The following is a 25400-nucleotide window of genomic DNA, read 5'->3' as shown; positions in this document are numbered from 1 at the left end:
GTCGCCCCTTAATGCAGTGTGGTGGTCGGGGTCGCCGCTGTCGCGCACTGGCACAGCTCCCCCATGATGATGTGTCCCAGCACGGTTAGCCGGGGTTTATCGGTCAGTAACGTCGGCTGCACCATATCACCCAGCATGGCACAGGCGATTTCCATCCCAGTGGCGGTGCCGTGCTCACGCACGTGTGCGCCCTCCAGCTCCAGCGCAATGGCGATTTCCAGTTCGCTTAAGTTGCAGTTCAGGGCAATGCCGGTTTCCCGGCAGTTATCCAGATAGGCCTGTGCCACAGCGCGGCGATACACGGCAGTACGCACTTCCAGCGGAATGCAGGACTGATTATTGATGTTCATTGTACTGTCTCCCGTGCGGTGAAAAGGTGGGCTTCACAGTGGGTCATGACGTGGCCTATCTGGTCGGTCAGCAGCGCCACCAGTGCGGCCATATCATCGGCCGGTAAGGTATTAGGTTTGGCGGCAGTCATGCCGCATTGCTGAGCGTCCAGCATATCGAGAAACATCACACCGACGCGGTGCGCATGAGACAGGCGCAGGTAGTCAGCGTGGGGAATGGGATAGGTATCCTGATTATTGAGACGGGCAGCTAAGCTATTCATGCACTCACCCCGCTATCGGTTTCCGGCGCTTCCGGGCTTTGCAGCGTCATGGCCAGCAGCTCCAGCCGTTCAGCCAGTACAAACGTCAGCACCTCTTTTGCCATCGGGTTATCCAGCTCAATCACGGCATGGGTTAAGGCGCGGCACTGGTCGGCGATTTCATCAAGGGTCAGCGGGGTAGAATCAAACATGGCTAACCCCCTGAACAGGCAGACGGCCAGCAAAAGACAGCACATAGTCACGTGCCAGTAAACGGCGGGCGCTGATTTCATCCGGGGCGATAACGGCTTCACGGTGCGGTAAAGCGCGTAATTCGGCGCGGCGCACGGCCAGAAACAGAAAGGTAAATTGCGGGTGTGACGGGGTGAGGGTCGTAGCCATAAGGCATTCTCCATTGAGTAACGGTTATCGCTACCACCGGAGCTGCAAACCTCATTGGTGGTAGCCCAGACAGGGTTTGCAGTACCGGCCTCAATGGATACCGGCCAGCCCGAAGGCTGCCCCGCCTGAGCCACCATTGTTCGAATGCTACAGCGGGCAATAGCTAACCGCTGTACAACGTACTGATGTACTAAGGCTACGACATAAAAAAAGACGCATGGCGCGTCTGGTGTCGCCATTGAGTTGCTCGGGCTGCAAATCCCGGCTACCGATTTTGCGGCAGCGACTAAACTATAACGCCAAAAAGCCCCGGCAGGCAAGCCGGGGAAAGGGATAAATTGCGCAGTCATGAACAGCCTCAGCAGTTGGTCAGCGCATCACCGGCACGGGATGCGCAGTAACGCCGGGGGGAGTCAGAGGCGGCGGGCGTTGGTGCAATGCTCAGCAGCAATGCGCCGAAACGCTGTTCACGGGCGGCAATGGTGGCCGGATTACGAATGGCGGGCAGCAGTTGATCGCACAGGCTGAGGGCTTCCCGTTCATCGAGTGTGACTGACTGTCCGGCGATAGTTAAGGTGATCATGCGTAGTTCTCCTGTTGACGGGCGGCGATACGCTCGGCCACCCAGTGATGAATTTCGGACTCAACCCACGCGACACTTTTCCCACCCAGCGAAACGTTGGCAGGAAAGGCTTTGCGGCTGCTCAGTTCGTACAGCGTCGAGCGGGAAATGCCGGTGACGTGCAACACTTCCGGCAGGCGCATTAAGCGCTCTCTGACCGGATGCGGTGACATCGGGGGCATAGCAGGAATGGGTGTTGGGGGTGTGGCTGACAACATGTGACGCTACCTCGTTCATGTCCGCCCGGCTCTGGCCGGATGGCGCTGGATTTCTCTGGTAGCTCGCTATTATGTGAATATTTTTGGAGGCCGCAACAAGGGGCTGTTGTGCCGTCGGTGATACAAACTGGTTAAAAATTCATCTATTTCCTCGTTTTATTGTAATGTTTAGTAATGCTTTGCAACCTGCACATGAATCAACCCGTTAAAGTGGTTAATTATTAATATTGAAACCTAAAAAAACACTCAAAAAACATGCTCGCCAGAAAAAAGGCTCAAAAAACCGGGTGAACAGTGTGAACACTCGGTGAAGAGTTTTTTATCAACTCTTAACCCCTTTATTTATTGATTTATCTATTCTTTTTTCTCAGGTGAAGAGTGGTGAATAGTTTTATAAAAGAGTTAGCTTTCAATTGGGGAAACGGCCTGCGATAGAGATTGTTTTGTGTGGCCGATGGCAGAACAGGCTCAGATAGCGGGAGTTGTGTGGTGAATTGCACAATAGCCACCAGACACTCACCCCATACAGAGAAATGACCATGAGCCAGAAAATAGAACAAACTGATAAGCCAGCAGTAGTGGATTATGTGAAAAAAACGGCGGATGAATACCAGAAGAGCCGAGCAGAGCACTTTGCCAATGTTAACGGTCTGGATAACATCAACACCGCGATTGAGCGTGCCAAAGAGCAGAAAGCCAATGCAGAAGCGGAAAATCAACTTTCCGATAGCGACTGGCGGGCGCGTTTTCTTGCGGCGCGTGGTGAAATGACAGAAGAGCTAAAAAATCAGCAATTACAGCGTCTGGCACAACGCGAACTGGCTCAGGAGTATGATGGCTTACTGGCGCAGTTAGAAATCGACCAGCTCAAACAGAAAGCAAAATGTCACCATTCAGCAAAAGAATGTTGGCATGATTATAACTCGGCATTATTCCAATACGCAGACCGGGAATTTAAGCAGGCGATGAATAACATTAGCGAGGAGCTAATCAGAGCTATCAAGCTATATCGTCATATGTATGATGTTACTACATCTGAATTTACTGAGGGGCTTGCCTATCAAGATCCTGACAAGAGAGTAATGAATCAGGTGATTGACTATCTGATGGTGAAATCGAATAAGTATCAATTTGATATGGACAATGAGCCGGAATTGTCATCTCTGAGATTGTATCGCCCCGCGTTGCCGCATGCCGATTTTGCGCCGGTATCCAGCCCGGCAAAAAGAATGATATTTTTCCGTGAATTAAAAGAAAAAGAGGAAGCATTAAAAACACGGAGCCAAAAAGCATGATGCACTGCCCGTTCTGCGGCCACGCTGCCCATGCACGCACGAGCCGATCATTATCGGAGAACGTCAAGCAGCGTTATCACCAGTGCCGAAATATTGAATGCTCAGCAACTTTCCGCACACTGGAATCGATAGAGGAAATTATTCAGCCATCGAACCGAAAAGATTTACCGGTGCCGGATATTCCGTTATCACCGGTCATGCAGAAAAAATATAAGCATTACTCGGCCTCAGCCCTGCGGAATTAATTAGCCAGATTATAATTTCATTACCGTGAGCATCAGGAAGTCGCCCGCCATTGCGCGGGCTTTTTTGCGAGCTTTTTTCTCTGGCTAGCGATTTTTTGACCGTGCATGCATACGGTGCATGGAATTGCATGCAATACTTACCCCCGAATCTACCCTACAGCGCCAGTACTGGCGCGGCCTGAGCGCTTCCATACAACTGCATGAAAAGCGCTACATAAAGCGGGCAGGCGTGGCGGGGATAGCATTGCGCGCGGACGCCAAATGTAATGATGTTTACTTTATTGTTGATGTTATTCCATTCATACTTCAAGATGCATGTGCGTTGGCTCACCCGAATGACTTACTTGTGTAATTTCATCAGGGGTTCCTTCACTTGCAACCTTTCTGCGATTCAAATTATTTACGGTATATAATTTAGCTTAGGTGAATAAAAATGATTAGAGGTATCGGCCTTGAAAATTTCAGAAGTTTTGTCAGTAAGACTTTTATTGATCTAAAACCAATAACAGTTTTAGTTGGTAAAAACAGTAATGGAAAGAGCTCACTACTTCGTACATTTCCCTTATTTCGTCAATCAGTTGAAGAAAATACCACTGGCCCTATATTATGGTACGGTAGATATGTAGACTATGGAGATTTTACTGATGTCCTTTCTAAAAACTCAGAGAATAAAGAAATTACTTTTAGCTTTTCACTTTCAGTACCACCAGAAGTAGCACAAAAATACTCTTACTATAGATTTAATGATTTGGCTAAAGAGTATACTAATATCAATACGGAGTTAACAGTTTACTCCAAGGATAAAAAAACAAAAACTAAAAAAATCAAAATAACTCTTAGTGATGCAACCATCACACTTTTTCTTGATGAGAATAATAACGTTAAGTTACAGATAGATTCTGAGGGAAGGGTATTAGAGAAAGATGGGATTATTGCTAAAAATCTTGGTCAATTTATACCAAACATATATTTAAAGGGAAAGGAAGAAACACCTATTACTACCAGTCCTTTTTATTTACGTAACTCTAAATAACTTTGCCAAATAGTAGATCACTTGAAGGGAACTCAGTCCGAGTTATGCGATCTGATCAATCGCCAAATCAAAACAAATCACCAACCGGACTGAGCGATGCCGATCATAGCAGCAATCCCTGATGAAGAACGACGACTAATGCGTAAAGAAGCCCAACAGACACATGATAAAAATTACTCCAGACGACTCATCGCCATACTGATGCTGCATCGGGGAATGACTGTCACCGACGTTGCCAGACTGCTTTGTGCGGCCCGCTCATCGGTTGGAAGATGGATAAATTGGTTTACTTTACATGGTGTTGAAGGTCTAAAGAGCCTCAAAGCCGGACGAGCACCGCGCTGGCCAGTCGCTGATATCCTGCATATGCTACCGCTTCTTATTAAACGCTCTCCTCAGGATTTTGGCTGGCTGCGCTCCCGCTGGAGTACCGAGTTGTTGGCACTTATCATTAACCGGCTTTTTAACGTGACGCTTCATCCTTCCACGTTACATCGCTATCTGAGACGAGCGGGTATTGTCTGGCGCAGAGCCGCGCCAACACTGAAAATCAAAGATCCAGATTATGAGGAAAAACGATTCGTCATCGAACAGGCGGTCTCTCGGAAACAAACGGAGCATCCCGTGTTTTATCAGGATGAAGTAGATATCGACCTGAACCCGAAAATCGGCGCGGACTGGATGCTCAAAGGGCAACAGAAACGTATTACTACGCCGGGACAGAACCAAAAGTATTATCTGGCAGGGGCACTGCATTCGGATACGGGACGAGTCCATTACGTTGGCGGCAGTAAAAAGTGTTCTGATTTATTTATCAAGCTGTTAGAGACATTACGGCGGACATATCGGCGAGCGAAAACCATTACGCTGGTCGTTGATAATTACATCATTCATAAAAGCCACAAGGTGAAAAAGTGGCTGGAAAAAAATACGAAGTTCCGGTTGTTGTTCCTGCCCACGTATTCGCCGTGGCTAAATCCAATCGAGTTGCTGTGGTTGTCGTTACACGAAACGATAACGCGTAACCATCAGTGCCGGTATATGTGGCAGTTACTGGAACAGGTAAAATTATTTATGAATGCCGCTTCACCGTTCCCCGGCAATCAGCATGGTCTGGCTAAAGTGGAGCGGTATTAGGCGAAGTCATTTAGGAATGATCGAGCTTTAGAATCATCTTTCATTGACTTAGCATCTAAATTCATTAAACCATATTTTCATATAAAATCTGACATTAATCAAGTTACTGATGCTTTTAAAAGAATCAGTTTCATTCCTAAAAAATATGCCAGTACATTAGTCAGTTTTATCTTTAGAGAACAAAAAACATTTATTAAAAATTTTGAATCTCACCAAGATGAAGTAATGAATGGCTTATACCAATTTGTAATTGGCTGGAACATTAATAACCTTATAGACATAATAAACATTTCTTTATCCGACTCATTTAGAAATGTCAAATATATCGCACCACTTCGAGCCACATCAGAACGATTTTACCGATTTCAAGATTTACAAGTAAATGAAATAGATCACACTGGCTCTAATTTGGCAATGCTGTTAAATTCATTAAGACCAACTGATAAGGCAAGATTTGAAGAATGGACTAAGTCCAATTTCGACTTTATTATAAAGGTCGAGCAAACTGGAGCTCACTTCGCGATTTTGATAAACACTGGCGAAAATAGTGAAAATTATAATATAAGTGATATGGGATTTGGTTATTCACAGGTATTACCTATAGTTGCAGCTATTTGGCTTGAAACTGAACGCAGAGTAAGCACTCCGAAGAAACCAATTACATTTATTATCGAACAACCTGAATTACACCTTCACCCATCATATCAACACAACTTGGCAAGGATTTTCGCGAAGGTAGTAACTAAAGCTAAAGATAAAAAAATAGATTTGAAAATTATTTTTGAAACACATAGTCAAACAATGATAGAAGCTCTTGGTGAATGCATTGAGGATAATGAAGGGCTTTTAGAAAGTGATGTTTCAATATTAGTTTTTGAGAAAAATGAAAAACAGCAAACGATAGTTAAAAAATCGTATTTTAACGAAGATGGCTTTCTCCAAAACTGGCCTGTTGGTTTTTTTTCGGGTAGATAACTATGCTTATAAACATTGAAAACATCACTCAAGAGAATGTATTAGACAACAAATTCACAATAGCCATTGAGAATATTTTACGTTCATTTTCAGAAAGAAAACATTTATTAATCGCATCTAGAGATTTTTTTAATTTCATTATTAAAGAGCAAAACGGAATTTACAGTATCTCATCAAAAAATTTTGCATCTGAGGCATTATCAGGGTTAAGAGAATATCATGCAATATTAAATCAAGTTTCATTTTACATTTCAGTCGACTTTACAATTCCTGATACATCTTTCAGATGGGTAGAACATGGGGAAAAATACAAGTTTGTATGTGGCCCTTTATATTTTAATGATTCATCACAACTACAGAGAACAAAAATAGTTTGTGAAAACCCATTAGATTCTGATTTTTTCAAAATCATCGCGGCGTTTTATGCCAGAAATGAAAATTTATCACGTTGCTCAATTAATTTTAATGCTCTTAATGGCGGTGGAGGCAGTACTAAAGATATTTTTGAACGCACAATTAAAAATGACGAAATCGCTTTTTGCATTGTAGATAATGATAAAAATCATCCTCGGGCCCCTTATGGAGGTACAAGCGCACACTTTCTTGGTTCAAGGACTAATCGGTCAGGGCTTGTAGAGATTTTAGATGTACATGAAATTGAATCACTATTGCCGTTAGAAACTATTGAAGAAGTATTGAACAATTTAAATTTAATGGAAAAAAAAGAGAAATCCTTAGCCTTTTTAAAAGAAATTTGTTCTATAGATGAATCAGTTAAATTTTACTTTGATCATAAAAAAGGATTCAGTCTTAAAACCGCATTAGAACTTGATAATATTCATGGGGATTTTTGGCATTCAATTCTAAAAAAAATCAACTATAAATATAATTGCGAATGTATTGAGTTAAAAAAATGCGAATGCGAACCTTCATGTCTTAATTATGAAGGTTTTGGTGATAACTTATTAAATAACACCTTACAATATATCAATAAAGGAAGCCTGAGGAAGTACGTCCCTGATTTACCACCAAAGCTTCATCAAAAGTGGTATAAATTAGGGAAAGACTTCTTCAGTTGGAGTTGTGGCCCATATAAAAAATCAAGAGTCAGTTAAATGTGATAACGGGAGGGATGCCTCCCAATCATTTAACTTAGTTAACCACCAAATATGTTTATTAATATACAATTGGATGCATGCGAATAATATTTAAAATTAGCACACGTTCTTAGCAAAATCATACGGTTTAACATACCTCTCACGGTTCGCATCAAGATAATCCGCCCACCATTGCACCATCAACCGGCGTTCGTCCAAATACTCAGAGGTGTGAATGTATGCCGCCCGCACATTATTGCGCTCTGAGTGGCTTAGCTGGCGTTCTATCGCGTCATCACTCCACAAGCCAGACTCACCCAGCGCACCACGTGCCATCGTTCTGAAACCGTGGCCGCACACTTCTGTTTTGGTGTCATAACCCATAGTACGCAACGCGCTATTGACCGTATTTTCGCTCATCACCTTTTCAGGATTGTGATCGCTGGGAAAAAGCCGGGGATTGTCACCGCTCAAAGCATGCAGTTTTTCCAGTACCGCAAGCGCCTGATTGCTCAGCGGCACAACATGCTCTTCTTTCATTTTCATGCCCCGATAGGAATACCTCACACCTTCAATTTCTTCTCGTTGTGCGGGAATACGCCATTCAGCGCTATCAAAATCAAACTCGCGCCACCGAGCGAAACGCAGTTCACTAGAACGGACGAACGTCAACAGCATTAACTCCACCGCACAGCGGGTAAGTAATCGGCCACGGTAGGACGCCAGACGCGAAAGAAATTCAGGGAACCGGACAGAAGGTAAAGCGGGATAGTGACGAGCTTTAGTCGTGGTCAGCGCTCCAGCCATATCACCAGCCGGGTTAGACTCTATATAATCATTCTGGACGGCATAGCGCATAATCGCCGTAATGCGCTGTTGCAGCCGTTGAGCGACGTCATGCTTGCCCGATGCATCCACGGCTTTGATAGGTGTCAGAAGGTGGCTGGTTTTCAGCTTACGGATATCCGATGCGCCGATTTCGGGGAAAATGTACATTTCCAAATACCGGATAACCCGCGATCGATGATAATCCCCCCAGCGTTTGTTACTGGCGTGCCACTGACGGGCGACCGTTTCAAAGGTATATGCCCCCGCTGATTCTGCCTGTACTTCTTTTTGCTCGGCTTTAGGATCAATGCCCTGAACCAGCAACTTTTTGGCTTCATCACGTTTAGCGCGAGCATCAGCAAGGGTAACGGTAGGCCAGACGCCAAAAGCTAACCTATCCTCTTTCTTATCGATTGGGCGGCGGTACTTCATTCGCCAGTATTTAGATCCCCGTGCGGTGATCTCAAGATACAGGCCGCCACCGTCCGCCATCTTATAGGTTTTGTCTTTTGGCTTGGCAGTCTCGACTTGGCGGGCGTTGAGCTTCATTTTGGGGGCACATTTCTAATCGAAGTGGGGATGCCCCCAATTATGCCCCCTGTGGGGTCTGGATTGCAACGGATGTGCTCGGACTCTTGAGGACAAAAAAAAAGCCTTTCGGCTTTCTTTTTAGTAACTTACGGACTGTTACGGACGTTCTCGAACTATTAAATGGTGCCGAAGGCCGGACTCGAACCGGCACACCTTGCGGCGGTTGATTTTGAATCAACTGCGTCTACCGATTTCGCCACTTCGGCACAGAAGTAGTATGCGGAAAACGGGTGCATTATACCGTTTGGCGGCCCATGCGCAACGTTAATCCACTCCGCGTTCGGTTAAGTGCTGAAAAAATCATCTTTAGCAACGTGTTATGACCCTTGCGCCTCGCTAGAGCATGGTGATCAAGGTTACTGTGAACAATGAATATCCACATCCATAGGGCGTTGGTTTCATTCTGACAATAAAAAAGCGCCAAGGGCAATCCGCTCGGCGCTTTTTCTGGTTTAGTTGGTGCTATCGGCGTTTCAGCAGCAACGCCACGCTGATGAACAGAAACACCGAGCTCGGCAAGATAGCGCCTAAAATCGGCGGAATGCCGTAGACCAGGCTGAGCGGGCGGAAAATCTCATTCAACAGGTAGAAGAGGAAGCCAAAACTGATACCAATCACGATACGTGACCCCGCCGACACGCTGCGCAGCGGGCCGAAAATGAAAGAGACCGCCATGAGCATCATCACCGCGACGGAAACCGGTGCAAAGATTTTGCTCCACATGTTGAGTTGGTAGCGGTTAGACTCTTGTCCACTTTGCTTCAGGTACTTGGCGTAATCATGCAGCCCGCGGATCGACAGCGCATCAGGCTCCAGCGCCACCACACCCAGTTTATCGGGCGTCAGATTGGTTTTCCATTCACCGCTAAGCGTCTGGCTCCCACCAATCTGTTTGCCGTCGCTCAAATCAGATTCATCAACCTGCGAGAGCTTCCAGGCATTCCTGTCATCTTCAAACTCGGCGGAGGCCGCATAGCGCACAGATAGCAGTTTGTTCTTATCGTCGAAGTGGTAGATGTTGACGCCAGACAGCTCTTTATCGCCCGTCACTCGTTCGATATAGATAAAGTCATTGCCGTCTTTTGCCCACAGCCCGCCCTGCGTAGAGATCATCGACCCACCAGAGATCATCTGAGAACGGTAGTTACGCGCCATTTGTTCCCCCTGCGGGGAAACCCACTCGCCAATCGCCATCGTCAACAGCACCAGCGGGATCGCGGTTTTCATCACGGCAGTCGCAATTTGCAAGCGGGTAAAGCCGGAAGCCTGCATCACCACCAGTTCACTGCGGGTCGCGAGTTGGCCTAACCCGAGCAATGCGCCGAGCAGCGCCGCCATCGGGAAGAAGATCTCAATATCTTTGGGTACGCTAAGCAACGTGTACAACCCAGCGCCCAGCGCCGAATACTCGCCCTGCCCAACTTTACGCAGTTGGTCGACAAACTTGATGATGCCGGAGAGCGACACCAGCATGAACAGCGTCGTCATGATGGTGGTGAAAATCGTTTTGCCGATATAGCGGTCTAATACACCAAACATCAGGCCGCTCCTTGTGTTCTAAGAGTACGAGGCTTAAAGCGGGCGCGCACTTTGCGCATCGGCACGGTATCCCACAGGTTAAGCATCAGCGCGATGCCGAAGTACATCAGGTTGGTCAGCCAGACCCATATCATCGGATCGATTTTTCCTTTACTGGCGTTAGAACGCAGCGAGCTTTGCAGCAGGAAGAAGATCAGGTACAGCAGCATCGCGGGCAGCATGCTCAGCACACGGCCCTGGCGTGGGTTCACCACGCTTAACGGCACCACCATGAGTGCCATGATTAGCACCGAAAGAATCAACGTCAGCCGCCAATGGAACTCTGCACGTGCATCGTGCGCATCCGAATGCCAGAGCGCTTGCATATCCATTTGCTGCACGTCGCTATTATTCAGCGTCACGGTCTGGTGACCGATCACAGCCTGATAGTTGGTGAAATCGGTGATACGAAAATCACGCAAAAGCGCCGTGCCTTCGTAACGCGAACCGTTATCCAGCGTCACGACCTGCGCACCATCTTCGTTTTGTTTGATATGACCGCGATCGGCAACCACAACAGAAGGCCGCGCGTTACCGCTGGGGCGCAGTTGTGCCAGAAAGACGTGCTGAAACTCCGAACCTTTGACATTACCGACAAACAGCACCGCGTTGCCGCCCTGCGCAGACTGGAACTGCCCTTCGACCAGCGCTGCCATGCCGGGGTTCGCCTTCGCTTCCGCCAGCACTTCTTCCTGATGCCGGGACGACCACGGGCTAAGCCACATGACGTTAATGGTGGCGATGATGGCGGTGAACACCGCCAGAGCCAATGCGGCTTTCAGCAAGACACGTTTACCCAGCCCGCAGGCGTGCATAACGGTGATCTCGCTTTCCGCATAGAGGCGGCCAAACGTCATCAATACACCAAGAAACAGGCTTAATGGCAGGATGAGCTGCACCATTTCTGGCACACCCAATCCCAACAGGGAGATAACCAAATTTGTCGGGATTTCACCATCAACAGCGGCACCTAATATCCGCACTAATTTCTGACAAAAGAAAATCAGTAACAGAATGAAAAGGATGGCCAGTTGGCTCTTAAAGGTTTCCCGTACCAGATATCGAATGATGATCACGCTTAATTACGCCTGTGAAAACTTGTCTTTTTGCAGGAAAATCGATAGTTTCTTCGCTAACGCGCCATTTATACTCATTTTTGGCAGCCCTCTTAGCTAAAACGGTATTACAACACACTGCGTTTGAGCTGTTGTATCAGAACCTGCTTATTAGTCACTAAAACAGGTTCGTTACGTCGTTAAGATTAACACAGGTTATGTTAACGCAACGGCGGGAAAGTATTACGGAGTGTCACATTCTAGCCGTTGCCCCCGCCTTTGTCTTTAAGATTCAGGAGAGTACATGGAGTTCAGCGTAAAAAGCGGTAGCCCGGAAAAACAACGCAGTGCCTGCATTGTCGTCGGCGTGTTTGAACCGCGTCGTCTGTCCCCTATTGCCGAACAACTCGATAAAATCAGCGACGGCTATATCAGCGCGTTGCTTCGCCGTGGTGAATTAGAAGGCAAAGTGGGGCAATCACTGCTCTTGCACCATGTACCTAACATTCTTTCCGAGCGCATCCTGCTGATTGGCTGTGGTAAAGAGCGTGAGCTTGATGAACGCCAGTACAAGCAGGTGATTCAGAAAACGATTAACGCCCTGAACGAAACCGGCTCGATGGAAGCAGTCTGCTTCCTGACCGAACTGCACGTGAAAGGCCGTAACACGTACTGGAAAGTGCGTCAGGCGGTCGAAACTGCCAAAGAGACGCTGTATACCTTCGATCAGCTTAAGAGCAATAAGGTCGAGCTGCGCCGTCCGCTGCGCAAAATGGTGTTCAACGTGCCAACACGCCGTGAACTGACCAGCGGTGAATGTGCGATTCAGCACGGTCTGGCGATTGCTGCGGGCATCAAAGCCGCGAAAGATCTCGGCAACATGCCGCCAAATATCTGTAATGCCGCCTATCTGGCTTCGCAGGCGCGCCAACTGGCTGATACCTACAGCCAGAACATCATCACGCGCGTGATTGGCGAACAGCAGATGAAAGAGCTGGGCATGAATGCCTATCTGGCCGTGGGTCAGGGCTCGCAGAATGAATCGCTGATGTCCGTGATCGAATATAAAGGCGATCCGAACCCGGAAACCCGCCCGATTGTGCTGGTAGGTAAAGGGCTGACGTTCGATTCCGGCGGCATATCCATCAAGCCTGCCGACAGCATGGACGAAATGAAGTACGACATGTGCGGCGCGGCCACGGTCTACGGCGTGATGCGTATGGCGGCCGAACTGGCGTTGCCGTTGAACATCATCGGCGTGCTGGCAGGTTGTGAAAACATGGTCGATGGCCGTGCATACCGTCCGGGCGATGTGCTGACCACGATGTCCGGCCAAACGGTAGAAGTGCTGAACACCGATGCAGAGGGTCGTCTGGTTCTGTGTGATACGCTGACCTACGTTGAGCGCTATGAGCCGGATGTCGTCATTGACGTCGCGACGCTGACTGGCGCGTGCGTGATTGCGCTGGGGCACCACATCACCGGCTTGATGGCGAACCACAATCCGCTGGCGCACGAGCTGTTGAGCGCGTCCGAGCAGTCTGGCGACCGCGCATGGCGTCTGCCACTGACCGACGAATTCCAGGAACAACTGGAGTCCAATTTTGCCGATATGGCGAACATTGGCGGTCGTCCGGGCGGAGCAATTACCGCAGGCTGCTTCCTGTCGCGCTTTACGCGTAAGTACAGTTGGGCGCATCTGGATATCGCGGGCACCGCCTGGCGTTCCGGCAAAGCCAAAGGGGCTACAGGTCGCCCGGTCGCGCTGTTATCACAGTTCCTGCTTAACCGTGCTGGGCAGAACGACGTAGAATAGCGTAGCTAACGCACATGCAACGTGAAGTATGACGAGTATAATCGGGCCGGATATTCCGGCCCTTATCAATACTGTGAACACTAAAAATTCGTGTAAATAATGAAAAACGCAACGTTCTATCTTCTCGAACACGACAGCAAAAGCGGTGAGCTCAGCGCCCATGAGGCGCTGGCCTGCGATCTGGCGGCAGAACGTTGGCGAGCAGGAAAGCGCGTGCTGATTGCCTGTGAAGACGAGCAGCAGGCCATCAGACTGGATGAGGCACTATGGCAACGCGACCCTCATGCGTTCGTGCCGCATAATCTGGCAGGCGAAGGTCCGCGTCACGGGGCACCCGTCGAACTGGCCTGGCCGCAGCGGCGTGGCAACGCGCCACGGGATTTGCTGATTAGCCTATTGCCGCAGTTCGCAGATTTTGCCACCGCTTTCCATGAAGTGATAGACTTTGTCCCTTACGAAGAATCCTTGAAACAGTTGGCGCGCGACCGCTATAAAACCTATCGCAGCGTCGGCTTCCAATTGACCACGGCTACGCCGCCAACTCACTGAATTTTGAGCATAATGGAAACGAAATATAACCCGCAAGATATCGAGCAGCCGCTCTACGAACACTGGGAAAAACAAGGCTACTTCAAGCCGCACGGCGACACGAGTAAAGAAAGCTTCAGCATCATGATCCCGCCGCCCAACGTCACCGGCAGCTTGCATATGGGTCATGCTTTCCAGCAAACCATTATGGATACGCTGATTCGCTATCAGCGTATGCAGGGCAAAAACACTTTGTGGCAGGCGGGTACTGACCACGCCGGTATTGCCACGCAGATGGTCGTTGAGCGCAAGATCGCCGCAGAAGAAGGCAAAACCCGCCACGATTACGGCCGCGAAGCATTCATCGACAAAATCTGGCAGTGGAAAGGCGAATCCGGCGGCAACATTACCCGTCAAATGCGCCGTCTGGGCAACTCCGTTGACTGGGAGCGCGAACGCTTCACTATGGATGAAGGCCTGTCCAACGCGGTGAAAGAAGTGTTCGTCCGCCTGTATAAAGAAGACCTGATTTACCGCGGTAAGCGTCTGGTGAACTGGGATCCAAAACTACGCACTGCGATTTCCGATCTGGAAGTAGAAAACCGCGAAGTGAAAGGGTCGATGTGGCACCTGCGCTATCCGCTGGCCGATGGCGTCAAAACGGCCGAAGGGAAAGACTATCTGGTCGTCGCTACCACCCGTCCGGAAACCATGCTGGGTGATACCGGTATCGCCGTTAACCCGGAAGATCCACGCTATAAAGATCTGATCGGCAAAGAGGTGATCCTGCCGCTGATTGGCCGTCGCATTCCGATCGTTGGCGACGAACATGCCGACATGGAAAAAGGCACGGGTTGCGTGAAGATCACACCAGCACACGACTTCAACGACTACGAAGTCGGTAAACGTCATCAGTTGCCGATGGTCAATATTCTGACGTTCGACGGCGATATCCGTCAGAGCGCCGAAGTGTTTGATACCAATGGCGAAGCCAGCACGGTTTACAGCAGCGACATTCCAGAAGCCTTCCAGGGTCTGGAACGTTTTGCCGCACGTAAAGCACTCGTCGCCGCATTCGATGAACTCGGCCTGCTGGAAGAAATTAAAGCGCACGATCTGACCGTGCCTTACGGCGACCGTGGCGGCGTGGTGATTGAACCGATGTTGACCGACCAATGGTACGTGCGCGCTGCCGTGCTGGCTAAACCAGCGGTAGAAGCGGTGGAAGACGGTCGCATTCAGTTCGTGCCAAAACAGTACGAAAACATGTACTTCAGCTGGATGCGCGACATTCAGGACTGGTGTATCTCCCGTCAGCTGTGGTGGGGTCACCGTATCCCGGCCTGGTACGACGCTAACGGCAATGTTTATGTGGGCCGTACCGAAGCGGAAGTTCGCAGTGAAAACAACCTCGCCGATGATGTCGTTCTGAATCAGGACGAAGACGTACTGGACACCTGGTTCTCATCTGGCCTGTGGACGTTCTCTACGCTGGGCTGGCCGGAGCAAACGCCGGATCTGAAAGCATTCCACCCAAGCAGCGTGATGGTGAGCGGCTTCGACATCATCTTCTTCTGGATTGCCCGCATGATCATGCTGACCATGCATTTCATCAAAGATGAAGACGGCAAACCGCAGGTGCCATTCCACACCGTCTACATGACCGGCCTGATCCGTGATGAGGAAGGCCAGAAGATGTCCAAATCCAAAGGGAACGTTATCGACCCGCTGGATATGGTGGACGGAATTTCACTGGAAGCGCTGCTGGAAAAACGTACCGGCAACATGATGCAGCCTCAGTTGGCGGAAAAAATCCGCAAGCGTACCGAGAAGCAGTTCCCGAACGGCATCGAGCCTCACGGTACAGACGCCCTGCGCTTTACGCTGGCGGCGCTGGCTTCTACTGGCCGCGACATCAACTGGGATATGAAGCGTCTGGAAGGTTACCGCAACTTCTGTAACAAGCTGTGGAACGCCAGCCGTTTTGTGCTGATGAACACAGAAGATCAGGATTGTGGTTTTGGCGCAGGCGAGAAAGTGCTGTCGCTGGCTGATCGCTGGATTCTGGCAGAATTCAACCGTACGGTGAAAGCCTATCGCGAAGCGCTGGACGGCTATCGCTTTGATATTGCGGCCGGTATTCTGTACGAATTCACCTGGAATCAGTTCTGCGACTGGTATCTGGAACTGACGAAGCCAGTGATGAATGGCGGCTCGGAAGCGGAACTGCGCGGTACGCGCCACACGCTGGTTACCGTACTGGAAGCGTTGCTGCGTCTGGCACACCCGATTATTCCATTCATTACCGAAACCATCTGGCTACGCGTTAAAGCACTGAAAGGCATTAGCGCCAACACGATCATGCTGCAACCGTTCCCTGAGTTTGATGCCGCACAGGAAGATACGCTGGCGCTGAACGATCTGGAGTGGATTAAGCAGGCGATTATCGCCGTGCGTAACATCCGTGCGGAAATGAACATCGCGCCGGGTAAACCGCTGGAAGTATTACTGCGTGACGCGACGGCAGAAGCACAGCGTCGCGTGGAAGAGAACCGCAGCTTCATCCAAACGCTGGCGCGTCTGGAAAACATTACGCTGCTGCCTGCGGGCGATAAAGGTCCGGTTTCCGTCACCAAACTCATTGATGGCGCTGAGCTGTTAATCCCGATGGCGGGTCTGATCGACAAAGCGGCAGAGTTGGATCGTCTGGCGAAAGAAGTGGCGAAAATCGAAGCCGAGATTGGCCGCATCGAAAGCAAGCTGTCCAACGAAGGCTTTGTGGCGCGAGCACCGGAAGCGGTCGTTGCCAAAGAACGTGAAAAACTGGACGGCTACGCCGTAGCGAAAGCCAAGCTGCTGGAACAGCACGCAGTCATCGCTGCGCTGTAATCCTTCCCTTCTGGCCCTGACGACCATGTCAGGGCCTTCTTCTTTCTGCAAAATCCGGCGAAAAATCAACACTCCCCATTACGCGCAGTCTTGCTATAGTCAATAGATTGATATCTATCACACTACCTGCGTCATACCCTAATAAGATGAAAACACCGTCAGGACAGTAACGGAGAAGAAAATGGAATATTACGGATACGTGTTATTAAAATTTATTATCGGCTTTACTATTGTTATTACCCATTTAAATTTCTCTGGTAAAACACAGCTATCGCAAATGACTCCTGTGGATTTTATTGGTAACTTTATATTAGGTGGTATTATTGGCGGCGTAATTTATAGTGACAGTATTCCACTCTACCAATATGTTATTGTATTACTCATTGGTGTCAGTCTGATTTCTCTTCTTAACGCTATCAGTAAGAATATTTATTTTTTTCGCTCCGTCAGTATTGGTGACCCAATCCCTATTATCAAGAAAGGGAAATTCCTGATGGAAAACATTCTACAAAAGAAGAATAAAATAGATATTATCAACGTAGCTTCACAGCTGCATGCTCAAGGGATCAACTCTTTCCAAAAGATAAACTATGCTCAAATCGAACCCAACGGACAGCTAAGTGTGATTTGTGAAGGCATGGAGATGCCATCTGTGATCGTGATTAAAGATGGTAAGCCGAGGAAAAACGATTTGTGTGAAATAGAGAAAGATGAAGAGTGGCTCCTTGCCGAAATTACTCGACATGGCATCGAGTTAGATAACATCTATTTGGCTGAATTCTGGAAAGGCAATCTCATGTTCATATTAAATGACGGTACCATCGTCAAATAGCGGCACTTAGTGAGAATCAATGAGACGATCTCTACCGCCGCCATAGACTGCGGTGGAGATCAGTTATTGAAAATGATTATTTCTTTTATCCCTAAGAGCGTTTTCATTATTAACCGACATGCTATGCATAACACGCGGTCATCATTACCCTTCATATCGCAACTAAAGCCTAGAGCTCAGTAGCAGTTCAACTCCAGTATTAAACTGTCATCGTACCGTCATAAGTGATTGAAGGCATGTTGTCGCTCTAAAACTCCCGGCGTTATACCGGGAACGTAGACTGTATTTATTTCTCTTTATTGGCCTTTAGCATCGACATGATCCAGATTCCTATTCCTGTTGTTACGCCAACAACAGTTCCTCTTTTTAGCGAAAAAATTACATCATCCTGCCAACTAATAATTAATACTCCATTTTTTAAATAGGTTAAAAATGCAGCGCACAAGCACGCTGCAAAAACGACCATAATCATAGTAATGGAACAACCTATAAGCAGAATTAATAGTGATTTTAGGGGGCTCATTTAGATTCTCCCGCATTATCAACCTTATCTTGAACTTTACTCCCTGTCACTTCACTCGCTACGGCACCGCCAATAGCACCTGTCATACTGGCTGTTTTATCTGAAACGACAGAGAAATATTTATTCCCGACTTCAATTGCCTTACCACCTCCAGCACCAACCGCCGTACCGACTCCAGCAGCGATAGAAGCATACGTATACTGAGAGATCGTTCCCCACTAACTGGTTACTAATGTTAGCCGTGCCACTCCACGCTGTTAACAAACGCGTACAGGATCCCGTCCTTCCGGCATCGTCCACGTGACTAGCTTATGCATCGCGTATTGCCGTTCTTCTTCCGTTATTGGGTTCAGCACATTGCCATTTTCATCCACCACGTTGGTATTGCTGTAAAATGATGTCATCAATCCCCCTACACCCTGCAATCCCTTCGGTGCAATCGCGCTCAGATTGAAGTTGTTATTCTCCCCCCTTCTTTAGTGCGCCGAAGTACTCAAAAAAGTAAAGTCCAATCCCTAAGACAGCCCCAACTCCCCCACCAACTTTTATACTAAACCTGATACCATCAATGGCTGGTTCTATATTAAAATTAAAACTTCCTATTTTTATGAATGCAGCTATATATCCAACAGGTATACTGAGCATACAGCAGAAAATGATCACTCCCATCGTTCCAAGAACGAAGAAGATGAATCTCTTCAGGCTAAAATATTTTGATTCATTCTTCTGCATTCTCAGCTCCCGTATTCTTAATTACTTTTTCAGTCATATATCCAGAGCCTGTGCTAGTCACTCCACTTGCTACTGAACCGATAACTTCTGAACTCACAGGAGAGTAACCCTTTGAGAGCATCTGCTGGGTAAACTTGCCCCCAACTTTATTACCAATAACAGTACCAATCACATTACCTGCCATAGATGCACTCGGATCTTCACCTTTCGCCTTACTTCCTAAATATGCTCCCCCTGTATTCACAAAGAGGCTAAAAGTCGTTCCCTTACCTTGAGTCAGCGCTCCTGTTCCTACAGCAATCAATGTATCGGTATAGCTGTATGTGTCATTCGGAGACATAGTTAAAAACTGTTTGGTTGCATCTGTAATACCGCCGAGTAAACCGCCGCCAAACACAGCATAAACACCAGCCGCTGGTGCAACGATTGTTCCACCAACCACTGAAGCTCCCGCTCCCCACGCTGTTAACAAGCCACGTACAGGATCCTGTCCTTCCGGCATCGTCCCCGTGACTAGCTTATGCATCGCGTATTGCCGTTGCTCGTCTGTTGTCGGATTAAGCACATTGCCTTTCTCATCCGTCAGATTGGTGTTGGTATACAATGATGTCGCAGACTGACCATAATCGCTCACGCCTTTAGGCACAGAACCGGGGTAGAAGAGATTATTCTCCACCGCATTTCGGCCTGCCTGCGCACCCGCTACCGCGTTGCTCGTCGAGTCGCCTGCCGTGCCCGCTGCCAGACCGCCCGCCAGAAGCGAGAGCGTGGTGACCGTCTGCTTTTCACTTTCCGTCATTTCCGAGATGGCTTTACCCGGATACAGCCTGTCAGCAATCACGCGCGCCGCCAACTCACCTGTCGCGGCACCTGCCGCACCTGCTAGCACACTGTTGCCGCTGGCTTCTGCCACAATACCACCCAGCACCGCGTGCGCTACCGCATTGGCAGCGATATTTACGTTACCTTTTGCGTCCGTCGTGGCTTTCTTGATTTCTGTCGCCAGATACGGTGCCGCCGCTCCCGCTATCGCCTGCGCAACGTTACCACCGGCCAGCCCCTGTACTGCCGCCGAGACCGCCATGATGCCCTGACGAATCGCGCCACCGGTGCCAAATCCGGAACGGTTCAACGCCTGAGTATAGGCGTTGTCATACGACGTCTGATAAACATATTTCTGAATATCTGCCTCTGTCGGCGTCAGATTCGAGTTGTCGCCTGTCGCAAGGGCGTCTCTAGCCGCCAGCCTATCAGCAGCAGAAAGACCTGCCACCTTCGCTTCCGCTTCTGCCTTCGCCGCTTTCGTGGCAATGATTGCCCCGTGCATACCGGCAATGTCGATGACCTGATTGCTGATTTCTGCAACCACCTGCATCTGTTGCAGGCGACACCTGAAGGTCGGCTATGTCAGCCGTCGCCACGCCGGCCGCAATGATATGACGCGCGATTACAGCCGAAGCCCCAGCCTGCACCTTCAGGGCAACTGGCTCGAAGCCGCAGGATTTGGGACAGATACGGCGGTAACAGTGAGTGTTGAGCAGGGTCAGTTGCTGATACGTATTGTGGCTGAATGACAGGCAACAAAAAATCCCGGCCTGTTTAGGGTCCGGGATTTTTTGTTAATTCAGAAGATCCGTTGAGACATTTCCAGTATCAAAGAACTCTTTAAAGATCCTGACGACAAGATCAAAATCCTTTGTAAGCTGGCGTTTAGGCCAGTAATTACCGAGGATGATGATGCTATCTTCTGATGAAGATGTATTATCCCATATGGATCTTACATCACCTCCAGACTCATCATATTCCAGTAAAGTAACCAGATAAAAGCCATTTTCTGCCTCAGCACTGAGTCTTTCTGGTCCGACATCTGGAGCATTAATGATACTGATATTTACGCTACCACGGCTATCCTTCAATACATTTAAAAAATCAAGTACGTCAGACCACAAAGGGGATTCATTTCTGACATATTCTTCACCAGAACATAAACGAGAAAGTTCATATTTTATTATCATTTTGCAGGTCCCTTATTTTCTATTTTTTTCATACCCTGCTGCCAGAATAAAACATTATGTGTTGATTCTTCATAAATTGTCAGTGATTTCAGTCCTGCTTTTTCCGCCATAACTCTTACGTCGGTCAAGCAATAATTGCAGACCTCTTTCCCTGCAACACTCATTGCCATTTCACGTCCTTTGGTCATCCCTTTCTCATATGCCTGTTGGATCACTCCCACTTCTGCATGGGCTGTTCCCATATTTCCATTTGGGTAATTTTTATCAGAGCGCTTGTCTATCTTGGCCTGAACGACATCGTTGATAAGCGTTGGTTTATTAAAATCTGCTAATTGTGAAGGCCTTACCCCTTGATTGGTATCGGAGAATTTAGCTCCATCCACATTACCTTTTGCGACAACTTTCAAGTTTGCGTCAACAATCTTGCTTAATTGTTTTGCTGCTACTTCTCCTAATATCGGTGTTACAGATGCCAGTACGATTTCTGCGCCTTTTTTCAGTTCGACGTAATCTTTTGCTGTCTCATAATCAACCCCTTTATTCACCATAAAATAGTTGATCATCGCATCTGTCACCTGCTGCTGATTCTGAGCATCAACGCTGGTGATATTCAGGAGGTTCACTATCTGGCCGTAGGCATCAGCGTACTGCTGACTGGCTCTGGAGTTATAGTTACCGGTGTTTTCGTACTCGGTTTTGGTCTGATATGCATTCACTCTGGCCGCTGCACAGGCCGCGCTTCCGGCAGCACCATTACCACAGGCCGCAACCACGGCACTGTCCCTTGAGATATCCAGTTCTATCAACCGGACAACATCCTTCTCAGCCTGCTCCCGCTCTGCCGGGTCTTTGCTGTTTCGGAGTTTTTGCTTCGCTATCTCAAGTTCTGATTTCTCCGACACACTCAGGAAGTTATTCTCAACCGCATTTCGGCCTGCCTGCGCACCCGCTACCGCGTTGCTCGTCGAGTCGCCTGCCGTGCCCGCTGCCAGACCGCCCGCCAGCAGCGAGAGCGTGGTGACCGTCTGCTTTTCACTTTCCGTCATTTCCGAGATGGCTTTACCCGGATACAGCCTGTCAGCAATCACGCGCGCCGCCAACTCACCTGTCGCGGCACCTGCCGCACCTGCTAGCACACTGTTGCCGCTGGCTTCTGCCACAATGCCACCCAGCACCGCGTGCGCTACCGCATTGGCAGCGATATTTACGTTACCTTTTGCGTCCGTCGTAGCTTTCTTGATTTCTGTCGCCAGATACGGTGCCGCCGCTCCCGCTATCGCCTGTGCAACATTCCCACCAGCCAGCCCCTGTACTGCCGCCGAGACCGCCATGATGCCCTGACGAATCGCGCCACCGGTGCCAAATCCGGAACTGTTCAACGCCTGAGTATAGGCGTTGTCATACGACGTCTGATAAACATATTTCTGAATATCTGCCTCTGTCGGCGTCCGATTCGAGTTGTCGCCTGTCGCAAGGGCGTCTCTAGCCGCCAGCCTATCAGCAGCAGAAAGACCTGCCACCTTCGCTTCCGCTTCTGCCTTCGCCGCTTTCGTGGCAATAATTGCCCCGTGCATACCGGCAATATCGATGACCTGATTGCTGATTTCTGCAACCCCCCGCATCTGTTGCAGGCGACACCTGAAGGTCGGCTATGTCAGCCGTCGCCACGCCGGCCGCAACGATATGACCCGCGATTACAGCCGAAGCCCCAGCCTGCACCTTCAGGGCAACTGGCTCGAAGCCGCAGGATTTGGGACAGATACGGCGGTAACAGTGAGTGTTGAGCAGGGTCAGTTGCTGATACGTATTGTGGCTGAATGACAGGCAACAAAAAATCCCGGCCTGTTTAGGGTCCGGGATTTTTTGTTAATTCAGAAGATCCGTTGAGACATTTCCAGTATCAAAGAACTCTTTAAAGATCCTGACGACAAGATCAAAATCTTTTGTGATCTGCTTTGCGGACCAATAATCTCCCAAAATTAGTATTTTTTCATCAGGTTTATTTAGATCAGAAAGTGTCATAACCTCATTGTCTTCATTCAAAAAGGTAACCAAATAAAGACCTCTTTCCATTCTTACTTGAATTTCTGAGATTATATAGCCTTCGTTATCTAATTTATCCACTGTAACGCAACCACTAGATACTTGAAGATTATTTAGTAAATCACTGATGTCATCCCAACAATCAGATTTCTTATTACCACCCTTTGGCAAGCAAGACCATGAAAGATGCAACTTACTCATCATTAGCCCCCTTAATACGGAAACCTTTTGTACCAGACTCCCAATATAAAGTTCTGCCTGTACTTTCTTCAAACAACGTTAAAGACTTAAGCCCAGACTTTTCAGCCATGAGTTTTACATCAGTAAGACAGAAAGAACAAACATCTTGTCCGCTCACGGACATAAGCATGTCTTTGCCTTTGGTCATCCCTTTCTCATATGCCTGTTGGATCACTCCCACTTCTGCATGGGCTGTTCCCATATTTCCATTTGGGTAATTTTTATCAGGGCGCTTGTCTATCTTGGCCTGAACGACATCGTTGATAAGCGTTGGTTTATTAAAATCTGCTAATTGTGAAGGCCTTACCCCTTGATTGGTATCGGAGAATTTCACACCATCAACATTACCTTTTGCGACAACTTTCAAGTTTGCGTCAACAATTTTACTCCATTGTTTTGCAGCCGCTTTCCCCAGTACTGGCGCAACAGAAGCAGCAACGATCTTCATCCCATCATAGGTCTCAATGTATGCTTCAGCCGCTGCCTTATCTTTTATACCAAGTTGGACCATGGCATAGTTCACCATCGCATCCTTCACCTGCTGCTGGCTCTGTGCATCAACGCTGGTGATATTCAGCAGGTTTATTATCTGACCGTAAGCATCAGGATACATGTCACTGACTTTATTATTGTACTGGCCAGTTTCGTATTCCCCCTTGGTCGCAATAACGTTCAGTCTTGCACTCGCACAGGCCCCGCTCCCAGCATTGCCATTGCCACACGCATCAATCACTTCCTTGTCGCTGGAGATATCTTTTTCCATCAGTGCGTCGTACTTCTGCTGGGCCTGCTCACGCTCTGCCGGGTCTTTGCTGTTGCGGAGTTTTTGCTTCGCTATCTCAAGTTCTGATTTCTCCGACACACTCAGGAAGTTATTCTCAACCGCATTTCGGCCTGCCTGCGCACCCGCTACCGCGTTGCTCGTCGAGTCGCCTGCCGTGCCCGCTGCCAGACCGCCCGCCAGCAGCGAGAGCGTGGTGACCGTCTGCTTTTCACTTTCCGTCATTTCCGAGATGGCTTTACCCGGATACAGCCTGTCAGCAATCACTCGCGCCGCCAACTCACCCGTCGCGGCACCCGCTGCACCCGCTAGCGCACTGTTGCCGCTGGCTTCTGCCACAATGCCACCCAGCACCGCGTGCGCTACCGCATTGGCAGCGATATTTACGTTACCTTTTGCGTCCGTCGTGGCTTTCTTGATTTCTGTCGCCAGATACGGTGCCGCCGCTCCCGCTATCGCCTGCGCAACGTTACCACCAGCCAGCCCCTGTACTGCCGCCGAAACCGCCATGATGCCCTGACGAATCGCGCCACCGGTGCCAAATCCGGAACGGTTCAACGCCTGAGTATAGGCGTTGTCATACGACGTCTGATAAACATATTTCTGAATATCTGCCTCTGTCGGCGTCAGATTCGAGTTGTCGCCTGTCGCAAGGGCGTCTCTAGCCGCCAGCCTATCAGCAGCAGAAAGACCTGCCACCTTCGCTTCCGCTTCTGCCTTCGCCGCTTTCGTGGCAATGATTGCCCCGTGCATACCGGCAATGTCGATGACCTGATTGCTGATTTCTGCAACCACCTGCATCTGTTTCAGGCGACACCTGAAGGTCGGCTATGTCAGCCGTCGTCACGCCGACCGCAACGATATGACGCGCTATTACAGCCGCAGCCCCAGCCTGCACCTTACCGGCAACTGGCTCGAAGCCGCAGGATTTGAGACGGATACGGCGGTGACAGTTACCGTTGAGCACGGTCAACTGTTGATGCGTATTGTGGCTGAATGACAGATAACAAAAATCCCGGCCTTTTTAGGAGCCGGGATTTTTGTTTTATTAATTTGAGCTTATGGTTCAAAATGCTTTGATTTACGAACTTTATGTTCATCTATTTTTGCAAAGATCCATGAACCCAGCCCCGATGCCACACCAGCGATAATGCTTCCTACACCAACATCAATTATCCATTTAGAAGTAAAACTAAAGCTCCCATCAAAAATAATGTCAATAAAAGCACCAACAGCTAACAAAAAAACGAAAGTACAGACTGTTAAATAAATAACTCCTAGAAATAATTTAGCTAAGGTTATTTTTGGCTGTTTTTCAATTTTCGCCATTATT

At 48.6% G+C, this 25400-nt stretch carries 32 protein-coding genes, 1 tRNA gene and 1 pseudogene; 14 read left to right on the top strand and 20 right to left on the bottom strand.

The genetic code is table 11. From position 1 onward, the window contains the following. Positions 1 to 8: 8 nt before the first annotated feature. From LCF41_RS02110 to LCF41_RS02080, 7 genes and pseudogenes are all read right to left on the bottom strand, one after another. Positions 9 to 350, bottom strand: a complete 342-nt coding sequence (locus LCF41_RS02110) for a DUF5375 family protein (RefSeq protein WP_212768710.1) — start codon at positions 348 to 350, stop codon at positions 9 to 11. Continuing rightward, positions 347 to 613, bottom strand: coding sequence for a hypothetical protein (locus tag LCF41_RS02105; RefSeq protein WP_225086684.1), 267 nt, complete (start codon positions 611 to 613; stop codon positions 347 to 349). Before LCF41_RS02105 ends, LCF41_RS02110 begins: the two co-directional genes overlap by 4 nt. Continuing rightward, entirely contained in the window at positions 610 to 804 is a 195-nt protein-coding gene (locus LCF41_RS02100) for a hypothetical protein (RefSeq protein WP_225088080.1), read from the bottom strand. Before LCF41_RS02100 ends, LCF41_RS02105 begins: the two co-directional genes overlap by 4 nt. After that, the gene (locus tag LCF41_RS02095) at positions 797 to 994 is read right to left on the bottom strand and encodes a host cell division inhibitor Icd-like protein (protein WP_225088079.1); all 198 of its coding nucleotides are present in this window, start codon (positions 992 to 994) and stop codon (positions 797 to 799) included. Before LCF41_RS02095 ends, LCF41_RS02100 begins: the two co-directional genes overlap by 8 nt. Positions 995 to 1038: 44 nt before the next feature. Continuing rightward, a pseudogene (locus LCF41_RS22180) lies at positions 1039 to 1233 on the bottom strand (ash family protein); the annotation flags it as partial. A gap of 119 nt (positions 1234 to 1352) precedes the next feature. After that, positions 1353 to 1577, bottom strand: coding sequence for a hypothetical protein (locus tag LCF41_RS02085; RefSeq protein WP_005973635.1), 225 nt, complete (start codon positions 1575 to 1577; stop codon positions 1353 to 1355). Further along, positions 1574 to 1834 (bottom strand): helix-turn-helix transcriptional regulator, encoded by a 261-nt coding sequence (locus LCF41_RS02080; RefSeq protein WP_225086683.1) that lies wholly within the window; start codon positions 1832 to 1834, stop codon positions 1574 to 1576. The genes LCF41_RS02085 and LCF41_RS02080 overlap by 4 nt, the downstream gene beginning before the upstream one ends. Positions 1835 to 2373: 539 nt before the next feature. On the opposite strand from LCF41_RS02080, the gene LCF41_RS02075 reads away from it, so the two are divergent. The 7 genes from LCF41_RS02075 to LCF41_RS02045 all read left to right on the top strand — a co-directional run bounded on the left by LCF41_RS02075 (position 2374) and on the right by LCF41_RS02045 (position 7634). Continuing rightward, on the top strand, positions 2374 to 3129 hold the full coding sequence (locus tag LCF41_RS02075; RefSeq protein WP_225086682.1) for a capsid size determination protein: 756 nt from the start codon (positions 2374 to 2376) through the stop codon (positions 3127 to 3129). Beyond that, entirely contained in the window at positions 3126 to 3374 is a 249-nt protein-coding gene (locus LCF41_RS02070; RefSeq protein ID WP_180829690.1) for an ogr/Delta-like zinc finger family protein, read from the top strand. Before LCF41_RS02075 ends, LCF41_RS02070 begins: the two co-directional genes overlap by 4 nt. 118 nt (positions 3375 to 3492) lie before the next feature. Then, entirely contained in the window at positions 3493 to 3726 is a 234-nt protein-coding gene (locus LCF41_RS02065) for a hypothetical protein (protein WP_225088257.1), read from the top strand. 81 nt (positions 3727 to 3807) lie between these two features. Further along, positions 3808 to 4407 (top strand): AAA family ATPase, encoded by a 600-nt coding sequence (locus LCF41_RS02060; RefSeq protein WP_225086681.1) that lies wholly within the window; start codon positions 3808 to 3810, stop codon positions 4405 to 4407. 96 nt (positions 4408 to 4503) lie between these two features. Then, on the top strand, positions 4504 to 5544 hold the full coding sequence (locus LCF41_RS02055; RefSeq protein ID WP_225084894.1) for an IS630 family transposase: 1041 nt from the start codon (positions 4504 to 4506) through the stop codon (positions 5542 to 5544). Positions 5545 to 5586: 42 nt separating this feature from the next. Further along, on the top strand, positions 5587 to 6519 hold the full coding sequence (locus LCF41_RS02050) for an AAA family ATPase (RefSeq protein ID WP_347880993.1): 933 nt from the start codon (positions 5587 to 5589) through the stop codon (positions 6517 to 6519). Positions 6520 to 6521: 2 nt separating this feature from the next. Beyond that, positions 6522 to 7634 (top strand): hypothetical protein, encoded by a 1113-nt coding sequence (locus LCF41_RS02045; RefSeq protein ID WP_225086680.1) that lies wholly within the window; start codon positions 6522 to 6524, stop codon positions 7632 to 7634. A 99-nt stretch (positions 7635 to 7733) separates the two neighbouring features. Here LCF41_RS02045 and LCF41_RS02040 read toward each other — a convergent pair whose 3' ends face one another. The 4 genes from LCF41_RS02040 to lptF all read right to left on the bottom strand — a co-directional run bounded on the left by LCF41_RS02040 (position 7734) and on the right by lptF (position 11689). Further along, positions 7734 to 8993: a tyrosine-type recombinase/integrase gene (locus LCF41_RS02040; protein ID WP_225086679.1), complete on the bottom strand. Its 1260-nt coding sequence runs from the start codon at positions 8991 to 8993 to the stop codon at positions 7734 to 7736. A gap of 163 nt (positions 8994 to 9156) precedes the next feature. After that, positions 9157 to 9241: transfer RNA gene (locus LCF41_RS02035), tRNA-Leu, on the bottom strand. 256 nt (positions 9242 to 9497) lie between these two features. Next, entirely contained in the window at positions 9498 to 10574 is a 1077-nt protein-coding gene (gene lptG / locus LCF41_RS02030; protein ID WP_225086678.1) for an LPS export ABC transporter permease LptG, read from the bottom strand. Further along, complete coding sequence (gene lptF, locus LCF41_RS02025; protein WP_225086677.1) at positions 10574 to 11689, bottom strand: LPS export ABC transporter permease LptF; 1116 nt, start codon at positions 11687 to 11689, stop codon at positions 10574 to 10576. Before lptF ends, lptG begins: the two co-directional genes overlap by 1 nt. Positions 11690 to 11972: 283 nt before the next feature. Between lptF and pepA the strand changes: the two genes are divergently transcribed. From pepA to LCF41_RS02005, 4 genes are all read left to right on the top strand, one after another. Further along, positions 11973 to 13484 carry a leucyl aminopeptidase gene (gene pepA, locus LCF41_RS02020; RefSeq protein WP_225086676.1) on the top strand — a complete coding sequence of 504 codons (1512 nt, stop codon included), beginning with the start codon at positions 11973 to 11975 and terminating at the stop codon, positions 13482 to 13484. Positions 13485 to 13583: 99 nt separating this feature from the next. Continuing rightward, entirely contained in the window at positions 13584 to 14033 is a 450-nt protein-coding gene (locus LCF41_RS02015; protein WP_225086675.1) for a DNA polymerase III subunit chi, read from the top strand. A 12-nt stretch (positions 14034 to 14045) separates the two neighbouring features. After that, positions 14046 to 16901 carry a valine--tRNA ligase gene (locus LCF41_RS02010; RefSeq protein ID WP_225086674.1) on the top strand — a complete coding sequence of 952 codons (2856 nt, stop codon included), beginning with the start codon at positions 14046 to 14048 and terminating at the stop codon, positions 16899 to 16901. Between the two features lie 181 nt (positions 16902 to 17082). Further along, a complete protein-coding gene (locus tag LCF41_RS02005; RefSeq protein ID WP_225086673.1) occupies positions 17083 to 17733 on the top strand; it encodes a DUF421 domain-containing protein in 651 nt (216 codons plus the stop codon). Between the two features lie 286 nt (positions 17734 to 18019). Here the strand turns inward: LCF41_RS02005 and LCF41_RS02000 are convergent, their stop codons facing one another. The 4 genes from LCF41_RS02000 to LCF41_RS01985 all read right to left on the bottom strand — a co-directional run bounded on the left by LCF41_RS02000 (position 18020) and on the right by LCF41_RS01985 (position 20363). Next, entirely contained in the window at positions 18020 to 18256 is a 237-nt protein-coding gene (locus tag LCF41_RS02000) for an immunity protein (protein ID WP_225086672.1), read from the bottom strand. Positions 18257 to 18513: 257 nt separating this feature from the next. Further along, positions 18514 to 18660, bottom strand: coding sequence for a hypothetical protein (locus LCF41_RS01995; protein ID WP_225086671.1), 147 nt, complete (start codon positions 18658 to 18660; stop codon positions 18514 to 18516). A gap of 55 nt (positions 18661 to 18715) precedes the next feature. Then, positions 18716 to 18988, bottom strand: coding sequence for a hypothetical protein (locus LCF41_RS01990; protein WP_225086670.1), 273 nt, complete (start codon positions 18986 to 18988; stop codon positions 18716 to 18718). Then, complete coding sequence (locus tag LCF41_RS01985) at positions 18975 to 20363, bottom strand: VENN motif pre-toxin domain-containing protein (RefSeq protein WP_225086669.1); 1389 nt, start codon at positions 20361 to 20363, stop codon at positions 18975 to 18977. Before LCF41_RS01985 ends, LCF41_RS01990 begins: the two co-directional genes overlap by 14 nt. Here LCF41_RS01985 and LCF41_RS01980 point away from each other — a divergent pair. Next, a complete protein-coding gene (locus LCF41_RS01980) occupies positions 20338 to 20562 on the top strand; it encodes a SymE family type I addiction module toxin (RefSeq protein ID WP_225086668.1) in 225 nt (74 codons plus the stop codon). The two genes, LCF41_RS01985 and LCF41_RS01980, sit on opposite strands and share 26 nt — an antisense overlap. 45 nt (positions 20563 to 20607) lie before the next feature. Here LCF41_RS01980 and LCF41_RS01975 read toward each other — a convergent pair whose 3' ends face one another. Beyond that, entirely contained in the window at positions 20608 to 21003 is a 396-nt protein-coding gene (locus LCF41_RS01975; protein WP_225086667.1) for a DUF6911 family protein, read from the bottom strand. Further along, on the bottom strand, positions 21000 to 22625 hold the full coding sequence (locus LCF41_RS01970) for a VENN motif pre-toxin domain-containing protein (RefSeq protein WP_225086666.1): 1626 nt from the start codon (positions 22623 to 22625) through the stop codon (positions 21000 to 21002). The genes LCF41_RS01975 and LCF41_RS01970 overlap by 4 nt, the downstream gene beginning before the upstream one ends. A gap of 61 nt (positions 22626 to 22686) precedes the next feature. On the opposite strand from LCF41_RS01970, the gene LCF41_RS01965 reads away from it, so the two are divergent. Beyond that, positions 22687 to 22824, top strand: coding sequence for a SymE family type I addiction module toxin (locus LCF41_RS01965; RefSeq protein ID WP_347880952.1), 138 nt, complete (start codon positions 22687 to 22689; stop codon positions 22822 to 22824). 45 nt (positions 22825 to 22869) lie between these two features. Here LCF41_RS01965 and LCF41_RS01960 read toward each other — a convergent pair whose 3' ends face one another. After that, entirely contained in the window at positions 22870 to 23250 is a 381-nt protein-coding gene (locus tag LCF41_RS01960; RefSeq protein ID WP_225086665.1) for a DUF6911 family protein, read from the bottom strand. After that, positions 23240 to 24862, bottom strand: a complete 1623-nt coding sequence (locus LCF41_RS01955) for a VENN motif pre-toxin domain-containing protein (protein ID WP_431191558.1) — start codon at positions 24860 to 24862, stop codon at positions 23240 to 23242. Before LCF41_RS01955 ends, LCF41_RS01960 begins: the two co-directional genes overlap by 11 nt. On the opposite strand from LCF41_RS01955, the gene LCF41_RS01950 reads away from it, so the two are divergent. Then, positions 24843 to 25067: a SymE family type I addiction module toxin gene (locus tag LCF41_RS01950; protein WP_225086663.1), complete on the top strand. Its 225-nt coding sequence runs from the start codon at positions 24843 to 24845 to the stop codon at positions 25065 to 25067. The two genes, LCF41_RS01955 and LCF41_RS01950, sit on opposite strands and share 20 nt — an antisense overlap. A 59-nt stretch (positions 25068 to 25126) precedes the next feature. On the opposite strand, the gene LCF41_RS01945 is transcribed toward LCF41_RS01950, so the two are convergent. Then, on the bottom strand, positions 25127 to 25396 hold the full coding sequence (locus LCF41_RS01945; protein ID WP_225086662.1) for a hypothetical protein: 270 nt from the start codon (positions 25394 to 25396) through the stop codon (positions 25127 to 25129). Positions 25397 to 25400: the final 4 nt, after the last annotated feature.

Origin of the sequence: Pectobacterium colocasium, assembly GCF_020181655.1 — a bacterium.
In the GTDB taxonomy this organism is placed as follows: Bacteria; Pseudomonadota; Gammaproteobacteria; order Enterobacterales; family Enterobacteriaceae; genus Pectobacterium; species Pectobacterium colocasium.
The sequence above is the reverse complement of the archived record's forward strand: the minus strand, read 5'-3'. Positions and strand labels throughout refer to the sequence as shown.